Origin of the sequence: Streptococcus sp. HF-2466, assembly GCF_015594645.1 — a bacterium.
GTDB classification, from domain to species: Bacteria; Bacillota; Bacilli; order Lactobacillales; family Streptococcaceae; genus Streptococcus; species Streptococcus anginosus.
This window is the reverse complement of the sequence record NZ_JADNQU010000020.1, coordinates 1-9,600: the sequence shown is the minus strand read 5'-3', so window position 1 is coordinate 9,600 and position 9,600 is coordinate 1. Positions and strand designations below refer to the sequence as shown.

The following is a 9,600-nucleotide window of genomic DNA, read 5'->3' as shown; positions in this document are numbered from 1 at the left end:
GTTGGTGTATGTGTGGTTTGGTAGCCTGCTTTCTGCTTCCAATCCCCACCATTGCCCATATAAGGGTCAAAGTTAACGCCTACCTCTTTGGCTCGATTATAGACAAACCACGTACATTGTCCCCAAGGATAAGTCGCAGAAGTGTAGTTAGAGGTGTTGATTGCTTTTGTAAGGCTATATCCAGCAGGTACTCCATCAGAAGTTACGCCTCCACCATCTTGTGTTTTGGCATTGGCTGTATCACCTGTTAAAGTGTCTTTGAAGAGGTTATACCATTTTCTCGCATTCTTTTTCAGGTCACTAGTTTTGGTTTGACCGTCTGATAAAGCGACCCCTTCATAATGTTCTGACCAATAAAGCGCTGCCTCTTCAGGGTCAGTCGCTTTTTGCATTTCTGTTTTGACTTTGCTATAAGAGCCGTTTAGCTCTGTAGATAAGAGGTCTAGTTCAATATCAGAATCTAATTTCTTTTGTTTTGCCTTTGACCAGCGATTGCCATTAATAGTAGAAGACCAGCCTGACCATTGGAAATAACCAGCCACCCCGCCACCTGCATTGACTGCTTTAGGGTCAAAGCCACTTTCACGTTCTGCAACCGCTAAACTTCCAGAAGCTCCTGCGATAGTAAATTGTTCTTGTGAGAGTTCATAATTCAGAATTTTGATGACATCACTTGCTCGTTCTTCTGAAATATTGGCTTTTTGAGCGACCTCTTTAGCCGTTAGTTTGGTTTGTAGTCCTTTTGCTTGTCCATTAGAAGACGCACTACCCGCAAAAGCTCCCATGATAATAACAACCAAGAACAAAGGTAAAACCAGAGCACTTAGAGCACTAACAATTACTAGTTTTTTCTTCATCTTCCCTCCTAAGTTTTCACATAGACTGTCATCATTACTGTTTCAAATCGCCATTGAGCCGTCAAAATAAGAGGATTTTCTTTGATAGTTGCCAGCAGTTGCTCTTTCTCAGCCTCTTTTACTGAAAATAAAAGGAGAAAGTCAATAGAAGGCTTTCTCCTTTCATAGGCAAGGGCAACCGCATTGTTCACCGTCTGTTCAAAACCTCTTTTAGAATAAATGCGTGTATTCATCATTCCTTTCCTCCTCTCAGTCGTGCTAATTCCTCTATTATCTGATGTTTACGGTTAATATTGACTTTTAATTTATCGTCTTTCGGCAAGGTTTTACGATAATTCCTGATAAAGGCATTTGAACCTTGCGCTTGGTATAGTGCTTCATCATCTTTGTACGGTTCTAATTCCTTTTCAAGTTTATTGATGTGATGTTTCTGTCTCCAAGAGAGGCGATTTTGACGGCGCTCTTCAAACTCTTTCTGTTCTCTGCTTTGCTTTGTATCCATTAGCGGAGAAGGTTCTGTGTCAAAAGGTTGAGAACCTGTCTCTGTTTCCTGAATAGCAGATTCAAAAGTCTCCATTGGCATATCTGGCTCTTGAAACGGTGTTGTTACCTCGTCGGGGGCGCCTGTTTCTTCAAAGGAAGAAGTAGCGGGTGTTTCCTCCTCGTCATTTTCTGAAGGCGTTGAACTTTCTGTTCTTTCTGAAGTTGGATGTGGATTTGAAAAAAGAGTTTTCATCTGTTTACCAGCATTCATAAATAGTCCCGCTCCAAATCCTGCTCCTGCAAGGAAAAAGTTTCCGGATGTTTGAGCCATTTCAAAGGCGTTAGTGGCTTTTGCCGGCAGCTGCTTCATGCTCTCTTGTCCATTTGTCACGGTTTCTTTGACTTTGGTATCTATCTCATCAAACGTAATCTTGGCTCGTGAACCGAGTAACAACTCAATCAATTCTCCTTTGTATTTCCAAAGTAACCAATAAATCACGCCTTTGGCACAAACAGAGACGATTAGTTTAAAAAGAGCGCTAAAAGTAGACAAGGAAGAAAAATCTCCAATAACCTTATCAAAGCCACTACTTACTAAGTTTTCAATGATTTTTTCAAGGTAAAGTAAAGCCAAAGTTAACAGGCTTGTAATGGCTGGGAAAGCAAGACCACCAAACATGACCTTAAAAACTCCAAAAAGAATATCTTGCATTTTGGGAATAAAGGAAACCAAAAGGGCAATAGGAAAAAGAAGAATCATGATAAGGACAAGGGCTTGTGCAAGGACATTGAGCAACTGAATTAAGACAATAGGAATGGCAATGACAATCGCTTCAACCATTTTAAAAAGGATATAGAAGAACTTAACAGGGATATAATCAGGAATGGCTGATACCCAACGGTTATGTTCATTATCATCACCTGCTCCATTTCCTATTTCTAAATATTTATTCCTATCAGCAGTAGAAACTGCTTTAAACTTGCCTGATTTATCCAAGCTTCCTAGAACTTTTGAATCCTCAAACGGTTCTTCTTTTCCTGTTTGACGGTCTTTGTATTTCCCATTTTCTTGCCCCGTATTGACAAAGAGATAGGCTTTATAAGAGGTTTCTGCAATATAAGAATCAGCAACAGAAGACCCTATTTTTAAAGATTGATTTTTTCCGTAGGAGACAGAGACATTGGAAATATGATGAATCGTAGTACTAGCGACATTGTCTACTGTATTGAGCAGATACAATCCACCAGAAGTTCCGGCGACTGTCCCAAACCAACCAAAACCTAAAAAGAGAACCAGAAGGACATGAAGCAATCTTTGAGAGAAATTGCCTTTAGAAATGAGGAACTGATAAAAGAGATAAAAAGCCAAGCAAAGGAGAAGCAAAAAGACTAATGAAGATTGAGCCACACCAGAAGTAGCTCCTGTAAAGCCTCGCCAAATGGATTGAGCCCCATTAAAGACATATTGCTTGTAAGTGTCGTAAAGACGGACATTTTCTAAAATCCGAATCATCAAGGAGAAGAAACCAACAATAAGGTTAAGGAGGAAAAAGGGGAAGTTGACAAAGATTTCGTTGAACATCACCCGAACACCGCTGAAATCTCCAAAGCCAGTTTTCATCATGTAGGATTTTAAAGAAAAAATATCCATGCCTTTTAATTTTTCAAATGCTTCTTGCACAAGCTCACCTCCTTAAGATGCGTATTTATTTTCAAGATTGGAAGAAACAGTGGCTTTCATTGGTTTCAGAAGTGGGTCAATACTATCAAAAATGTTATAAATGGAAATCATATTGAGATTGCCGTAAACGTCTTTATAAAGGCATTGCCCTGAAATCATATTTTTAATCCATTCCAGATTTTCTTCATTATCCGTTAGTCCAACGTGTTCTAAAATATCGGAAAGTTCATTATCTTCTCTAAAGGCAAAGAGTGTCCCAAAGCCTGTGGTATCATCATCTCCTTCAGCGTCATGGACAGATTGCGTAATCAGGCAGAGGACATTGTTAAAGAAACGTCCAACACGGCGCATGGATTGGATAACGGCTCGTCCTTCTGCCGACTTCATCAGTACCCACGCTTCATCAAAGAATTCAATGGTATCTTCATAACGATTGAGTTCTCCAAAACGTGTACAGAAAGCTCCCAAAGCAAACATCAGCGCTGTAGAATTGATTTCTTTATCTTCTGGGGTGACATCTTGTTGAGTGTCTTTATCTGGTAAGGATAAGTCCGCTACTTCTAAAACGGTCACCCGTTTATCGTAAGACAATCCTTCTACATTACCGTCTGAAAAAGCCAATTCTAAAATGGAATTTTCGACAATGGACGTCAAATAATCTCCTACTTCAAAGATAGTGCTATCTGGATTATTGGTGAGCTCTTTGAGAACGTGTTTTAACCCAACGGTTTCTCCCGCTTGTCTTTGAGCCACCACTTTGTTAATCGCTCTAGAAATAGCGGTCATTTGCTTCATTGTGACCTTAATTCGCTTGTTGGAGAAAATAAGATAATTGAGCATGTTTTTTGAAACCGAAACAGCGTCATCTTTATCCAGCATGACAATGGGGTCAAGAGCTCCGTGATTGGATTTCACCTTACTATCCAAGGTGACAAAGTTTATCTGTTTGATATGTTCAGCCAGAAGCGGGAATTGTTTTTCAAAGTCTGGGTGGTGGGCAATTGCTTCAAAGTGTTTTCGGATAGAGCGTTTGGGGTCAACATACAAGCATTTCACATCTTGAAGAGAGGTTAGGAGAAAAATAAGTTCTGCCAAAAAGGATTTTCCTTCACCCGTTGCGCCAGTAATCAGGATATGTGGGTTCTTCGTGAGTTTTCCTGCAATCCCTTCTTTATTTCCAACGGTCGCATTAAAGAGCACCATATTTTTAGACGCTTCTTGTGCCTTTTCAATACTTTCCCACCGTCCTGTCCAATTATCCACCCGTCCAATATGCCAGCCAATATGATTTCCTGAAGCTGTATTGGTAAACGGCATTAACTCCGCAAAGCCTCTTGGAGTGACATAGTGTGTCCACGTTCTGGTCTTGTTTTCAAGTGGTTGACCATAGAGAAGAGACTGAAAGAGATAAGGCGTATCATGACTAGCTTCACTCACTTCTACGTGCATATCCTCAAAGTAACTTAAAACTACCTGACGGCGACGTCGTAATTGGGATAGGCTAGAAGCAGCAATAATGAGATAAGCTCCATATTCAATGACTTCTTCTTTCCCACCAACCTTTTTCATCAAGTCTTTGAGAGACATTGCTCCGAGAATGATTTCATCTTGTTGGACGGTGTCAGTACTTTCTGCTTCATTCATAATGTTGCGGTAGCGAATATTAGAACGTGCCATTCGCCCTTTTAAAGAGTTCTTTTCGATAAATTCTGCTTTTATTCGTAATTCTACAGGGAAGTTAAAGCGTTGGGTAAATTCTCCCAGATGAAAGCCATTAAAAATAATGGGTGTTTTAGCAATCGGAAGAATGGTGAGAAAAGAAGAACCATAGGGGCTGTCTAACTTCATAAAGCCCCCTGCCATGGGTCTTAAGACGGTATCTGTCACATTAAAGAGCGCCCGATTGGCTGTGACCTCTTGTTTTAGATGAGGAATATAGCGCAAGTATTGCATACGTTGATAGTAAAAGAGCTCTTCATTGGTTAAGCGTTGTGCCCGAAGAGCGGAAAGGGTTTGATAGATGGTCGCTTCACTCACCAGATAGTCTTGCGCCCAATCTTCAGGAACCTCATATTGAAAGCCCACGCTATTGGCAATCATTTCAGAGACTTCAGAGAAGCGCTCAACCGCCATATCCTGAACGGTGGTGTTTTGGTCATCTTTTAAAAGATTGACACCAATCAGCCAGTCAAACTGATAAGGAATTTCCATTTCTTGTGTCAATTTGTCTGTCGAATACTGCAACAGTTCTTCCCCCAATGCTTGACTATCGGGAGACAAGGCATGAGAAGAGTCTTTCATCTTTTCTTCTAGCAAATAGTCCTTTGGAATCAAGGAGACTTCAAAGGACTTGTTTTTAACTAGTTTTTTAATTAGCTGAGCAGTAGTCAACTTGTGTTTTTGTTTCTTAGCTTTATCGGTAATGGTGATGGGAGTATTAGGAATACGATAAAAACTCATCACCGTTTTATCTGTCGTTAAAGCTATGTTATCCTGTGTTTTAAGAATCGGATAGGCTAGTTTTAGAACCATTAGACCTCCTTTATAAATCTGTTTTTTCAAAGACTATTTCTTCTTCATCCATCATTTTCATTCTATCTTCATGATAAATCGCTTTTCGATTGAGACGAAAATCTATAAGATAGCAGATGTAATCCCATAAGAAAACGTGCATTTTCTTTCCTTGTGGTTCATACTCTGTATAGAACTTAGCGAGTTTATAAGGGATATACCAATAAAGATAACATGAAATGGAATGCGTTAATTTGTTCAACGGAAGAAGAAGTGAGCTAAATACCGTCAACATCAAAATCAATATGAGGGCAAAGACCACAAAAAAGGAAAGTTGCATGGGTGTAGCAAAATACCAAATGCGTTTTCCTTTTTGTGTTTTAACTTCTTGAATCCAGTAGGGAGCGTTTATCCCTCTAGCATAATCATACAATCGTTCTTCTTCCATATCACAACCCCGTTTCAATTCCAAAGAGACGGAGGAACCAGCCAAGGACATGGAGCAACTGTTTTCCACCTCCTGTTAAAGATGCAATAACAGTATAGAAAATAAGGGTTGAAAACAGACGCCCCCAAGAGCTGTTTCTCCAAGCTAAAATGATAAGGATAATCGCTCCAAAGGTAATGAACCAGAAACCGTCTCCTTGTAACCATGTTTGTAAATTAGATGAACTCATTGATTAAACTCTCCTTTTATTCTTTTGTATTTGCGTAATTAGCAGGGATTGTATGGCTGATTTTCTCCACATAATAGGACTTCCCTTTTTCTGATAAGGTCAAGGTGAAGTTTTCAGCATGTGTAGAGCCTGCGACTTCAAACGTCACTTGAACATAGGCAATTATCGTTTTATCGGTTGCTTTGTAGTAGCTAAAATCTAAAGTTTTAAAAGTAGCATTTTTTACAACCGTGACATTGTGAGCCACTAAGTCCAAGTTATCTTGGTCAGTAGTATAGTTGGTAAAGAAAACATTGAGAAACTTATCCAGTTTCTTCTTTGCTTTCTCTGAAACTCTATCTGACTGATTGAGTTTGACTTCTGTATCGGTGCTTTTCTTATCTGCCTGATTGGTCGATAAACTTGAAAACCAAGGTAAGCCCGTAACATAGTAGCCCGTTTTTGTTTTGGCATAAGGGATATTAAACCCTGTCACCAATTCTTTTTCTTCTGTCTTATCCCCATTTTTTACCGTTTGCCTGTAATGTACCTCATACGTTGCCACATTATCTGTAACCGTTAGCAGGTGTGACCAGCTTAATTGACTAGGATTTTTGACTTGACCTTGTGCTTGAATATCAGGCTCTGAACCATAAAAGCTATTCAGTTGTTTTGCTTGTTTGGTTTGACCGTCTGAATCCGAAGGAATCGTGAAATAGCACTCTACAAAATCATTCAAATAATATTGTAGGCGATTATCTATTGTTTGGGGAGCAGAAGAGGTAGAAGAAGTAGCTTGCTTAGAAGTTATCAGTTTTTCAAGATTGGTGACTTTACTAGACATTGTCATGGCACGAATACCTCCTAGTAGCCCCACAAGCAAAATAAAAGCCAATCCTGACAGAACAGCAAGATTGACTGTTTTTTTATTGGCAAGGGTTAATTTGGGTTTTCCTTTCTTTTTAGGACGTTTGGTGAAATTTCCCAAATAAGCTTTTAATTGATGATAGATAAGTTTTACTGTATTCATAAGTGCTCCTTACTGATTGGCTAGTTCAATCAATTTATTTCCTTTCGCATAAAGTTGTTTATGAAGTTTATTGAGTTCACTATTGACATAATAATAGCCTCGCAACTCAGCGTGAAGGCTTTCAACCAGTGCTTCAGGGAGTTGTTTCACCTCTTCTTTTTTGAGAAGTCCGTGCAATTCACCTGCTTTTTTCCAAGCTTCTTTATCATCATGGGCTTTCATCAATTCTCCTAGCTCCAATGAGACCGCTCTGACTTTCTTTTCAAGTGTGTTTTGTGTTGCCATTATCAATTCCTCCATAAATGTTGTTTGATTTTCTAAGATAACCTGTCTAAAAAGCGTGACAAGTTGTGTCGTCATGTGTTGATTGAAATCTAACACTTGACCATCCAGTGTGAAATAAGTGTGTTGGTAGTGGGCGGGATAATCAAGGTCAAGGGTTTTCCGTGCAAAAGCGTCTAAGAAAAACTCTTTTTCCTTCATCAGGACAATGTACAGATTCCAGAATTCGTTTTTATCAGGAAAGCAGGAAATTCCCTCGTAAATTTTCTTTACAAGCTTCATACGTCATCTTCTACCAAATCATGATAGCCAAGAAATCGATAAATATCATCAGAATCAAACCAAAGCCAATCATTGATTTCTGTTTCTGTGGGGATACTTCCTGAAAAAATATCTTCACCAAGTGAGGTTAGTCTGTCCATATCTCCCCGTTCACGGACAGTTGCTAGTGTATTGCGTGCACCTGACCAAGCCCTGAAATTGTCCAGACTATTCAATTCAACTTTATATTCCATTTCATTTTTCCTTTCATTTTTATAGTACCAATTGAGCATAGCTCGTTTGTAGGAGCATCTCTGCCACCCAGCGAGCGTTTTGACTCATCTTGTTTAATGGTTTTGTTTTTAACTCTTCAAAAAAAGGCTGTCTAGCCTCTTGTCTAGTTGCCTTTTTAATCGCATTTTGTCGGTGATTTTCATCTTTAAAGGATTGCTTTCTAAATTGTTCTGCATATTTCAATTCAGAATCTTTCTTAGGCTGATAATATAAGAGCCCCCAATAATCCATCAAATCTTTGACCAATTCAAAATCGTAAAACGATAGGTAGAGTTCCTCATAACCGACTGGGAAGGTCTTTGTTTGAAGAGGGCGATTGAATTTATCGGGGACATTTATAGGTTTATATCTGTCCGACAATAACATCAAAATCAACTCCGTTTCGTTCACAAATTTCTTCTGCTAGTTTAGTATGATTGTTACTCAAATAGGCTTCAGAAATGATTTCTGAAAGCTCATCTGTCTGATAGACCATATCAACGATTTTCAGCAATTTCAAAGCACTAGAGACTTGTTTTGTGACCCAATGTTTTGTCCTTGCATAGTTAATTTGACGGGGACGTGTGACAAATTTAAAACCCGCTTGTGTACCAAGCAGGTTATCCCATTCACTATCATAGTTGCCATTCCAATCTTTCACTTCAAAATAGTTGTTTAAAATCCGAGCGCCTATTTTGGTCAAGTCTGTTTCCAGTGTATACCATTCTTTCAAAATATCAAACGCCTTAGTATCATGTAGTTCAATCTCATAGCGGTTTTTGTAATTATAGGCTTCATGGATATAGTCAACAGATACATCTTTTAAGAGGGCTTATTCATAATCTTTTTGATAAAAGCGAATCATGAGGCTTGATTGACGACTACCAAAGTTTAAAGTCAATCCTTGATTGACAAAGCGATTTTCAACTTTTTTCAAGCCTTCAATAGCAGTAAAGGTGCGGAGTTTGCGCATGATGATTTTATTGTCAAAAATCCGATTTTTAATATCAAATAAGTCAAGATTTCCTGACTTTTTATATAATTCATCAAGGGCAATATCAAAGCGTGGGAAGGCTAAAAAGTCTTCCAAAGGTCTATCTTTTCGTTCTTGTTCCGCAAAGAGAAAGACATCATGAAGAAAAGAAAACCAATCCCGACCTTGTTGTTTTAATAACAATTCAAGTTCACGACAACCACCTCCCGTCAAGTCAATCAGTGTTCCAGCTTCTGCCTTCTTTTCAGAATGGGAGTAAAGCACCCGAACTGAACCATAGGTTACCATATCTGAATAGCTGTATAGGCTTTTTTCTTCGTGAAAAAAATCCGTTGGTTTTAATTTTAGAACAGAGGTGATAACAGCTTTAAAATCAAGCGTTTTGAAGCGAATTTTTAACCAATCCACCGTGCTTTCCAATTTGGTTTCTGATTTACGATTCAGAAAGTGAAAGAGTGTTTGTTCAAATTCCTTGGTCATCTTTCGTTGACCCTGTTCAATGTTTCGGTAGTTGTAGTAACTATAACCAATCATCGTTGCCATTTTGCGTTGGGTAAACCCTAACTCAAGCC

The 9,600-nt window shown here is 38.9% G+C and carries 10 protein-coding genes and 1 pseudogene; all 11 read right to left on the bottom strand.

Annotated features, from left to right (window positions below; translation table 11 throughout):
* Window positions 1–857, bottom strand: an 857-nt coding sequence (locus tag IYQ91_RS09770) for a phage tail tip lysozyme (protein ID WP_195673712.1), incomplete at its 3' end; no start/stop codon positions are given.
* 8 nt (window positions 858–865) lie between these two features.
* The gene (locus IYQ91_RS09765; RefSeq protein ID WP_003034616.1) at window positions 866–1,093 is read right to left on the bottom strand and encodes a hypothetical protein; all 228 of its coding nucleotides are present in this window, start codon (window positions 1,091–1,093) and stop codon (window positions 866–868) included.
* Entirely contained in the window at window positions 1,090–3,021 is a 1,932-nt protein-coding gene (locus IYQ91_RS09760) for a conjugal transfer protein (RefSeq protein WP_195673711.1), read from the bottom strand. Before IYQ91_RS09760 ends, IYQ91_RS09765 begins: the two co-directional genes overlap by 4 nt.
* A gap of 12 nt (window positions 3,022–3,033) precedes the next feature.
* The gene (locus IYQ91_RS09755) at window positions 3,034–5,553 is read right to left on the bottom strand and encodes an ATP-binding protein (RefSeq protein ID WP_195673710.1); all 2,520 of its coding nucleotides are present in this window, start codon (window positions 5,551–5,553) and stop codon (window positions 3,034–3,036) included.
* 10 nt (window positions 5,554–5,563) lie between these two features.
* On the bottom strand, window positions 5,564–5,980 hold the full coding sequence (locus IYQ91_RS09750; RefSeq protein ID WP_195673709.1) for a conjugal transfer protein: 417 nt from the start codon (window positions 5,978–5,980) through the stop codon (window positions 5,564–5,566).
* Between the two features lies 1 nt (window position 5,981).
* Window positions 5,982–6,209 carry a hypothetical protein gene (locus IYQ91_RS09745; RefSeq protein WP_002271001.1) on the bottom strand — a complete coding sequence of 76 codons (228 nt, stop codon included), beginning with the start codon at window positions 6,207–6,209 and terminating at the stop codon, window positions 5,982–5,984.
* A 16-nt stretch (window positions 6,210–6,225) separates the two neighbouring features.
* Window positions 6,226–7,218: a conjugal transfer protein gene (locus IYQ91_RS09740; RefSeq protein ID WP_195673708.1), complete on the bottom strand. Its 993-nt coding sequence runs from the start codon at window positions 7,216–7,218 to the stop codon at window positions 6,226–6,228.
* Window positions 7,219–7,227: 9 nt separating this feature from the next.
* On the bottom strand, window positions 7,228–7,782 hold the full coding sequence (locus IYQ91_RS09735; RefSeq protein WP_195673707.1) for a conjugal transfer protein: 555 nt from the start codon (window positions 7,780–7,782) through the stop codon (window positions 7,228–7,230).
* Entirely contained in the window at window positions 7,779–8,015 is a 237-nt protein-coding gene (locus IYQ91_RS09730; RefSeq protein ID WP_000456039.1) for a hypothetical protein, read from the bottom strand. Before IYQ91_RS09730 ends, IYQ91_RS09735 begins: the two co-directional genes overlap by 4 nt.
* Before the next feature lie 19 nt (window positions 8,016–8,034).
* A complete protein-coding gene (locus tag IYQ91_RS09725) occupies window positions 8,035–8,421 on the bottom strand; it encodes a hypothetical protein (RefSeq protein ID WP_195673713.1) in 387 nt (128 codons plus the stop codon).
* Window positions 8,399–9,600: pseudogene (locus tag IYQ91_RS09720) on the bottom strand (replication initiation factor domain-containing protein); the annotation flags it as partial. The pseudogene IYQ91_RS09720 and the gene IYQ91_RS09725, both read right to left, overlap by 23 nt.

Excerpts from the sequence above, each read along its gene's own strand:
- IYQ91_RS09730 (WP_000456039.1), bottom strand. The coding sequence starts at position 8,015 with ATGGAATATAAAGTTGAATTGAATAGTCTGGACAATTTCAGGGCTTGG.
- IYQ91_RS09740 (WP_195673708.1), bottom strand. The coding sequence starts at position 7,218 with ATGAATACAGTAAAACTTATCTATCATCAATTAAAAGCTTATTTGGGA.
- IYQ91_RS09745 (WP_002271001.1), bottom strand. The coding sequence starts at position 6,209 with ATGAGTTCATCTAATTTACAAACATGGTTACAAGGAGACGGTTTCTGG.
- IYQ91_RS09735 (WP_195673707.1), bottom strand. The coding sequence starts at position 7,782 with ATGAAGCTTGTAAAGAAAATTTACGAGGGAATTTCCTGCTTTCCTGAT.
- IYQ91_RS09765 (WP_003034616.1), bottom strand. The coding sequence starts at position 1,093 with ATGATGAATACACGCATTTATTCTAAAAGAGGTTTTGAACAGACGGTG.
- IYQ91_RS09755 (WP_195673710.1), bottom strand. The coding sequence starts at position 5,553 with ATGGTTCTAAAACTAGCCTATCCGATTCTTAAAACACAGGATAACATA.
- IYQ91_RS09750 (WP_195673709.1), bottom strand. The coding sequence starts at position 5,980 with ATGGAAGAAGAACGATTGTATGATTATGCTAGAGGGATAAACGCTCCC.
- IYQ91_RS09725 (WP_195673713.1), bottom strand. The coding sequence starts at position 8,421 with ATGTTATTGTCGGACAGATATAAACCTATAAATGTCCCCGATAAATTC.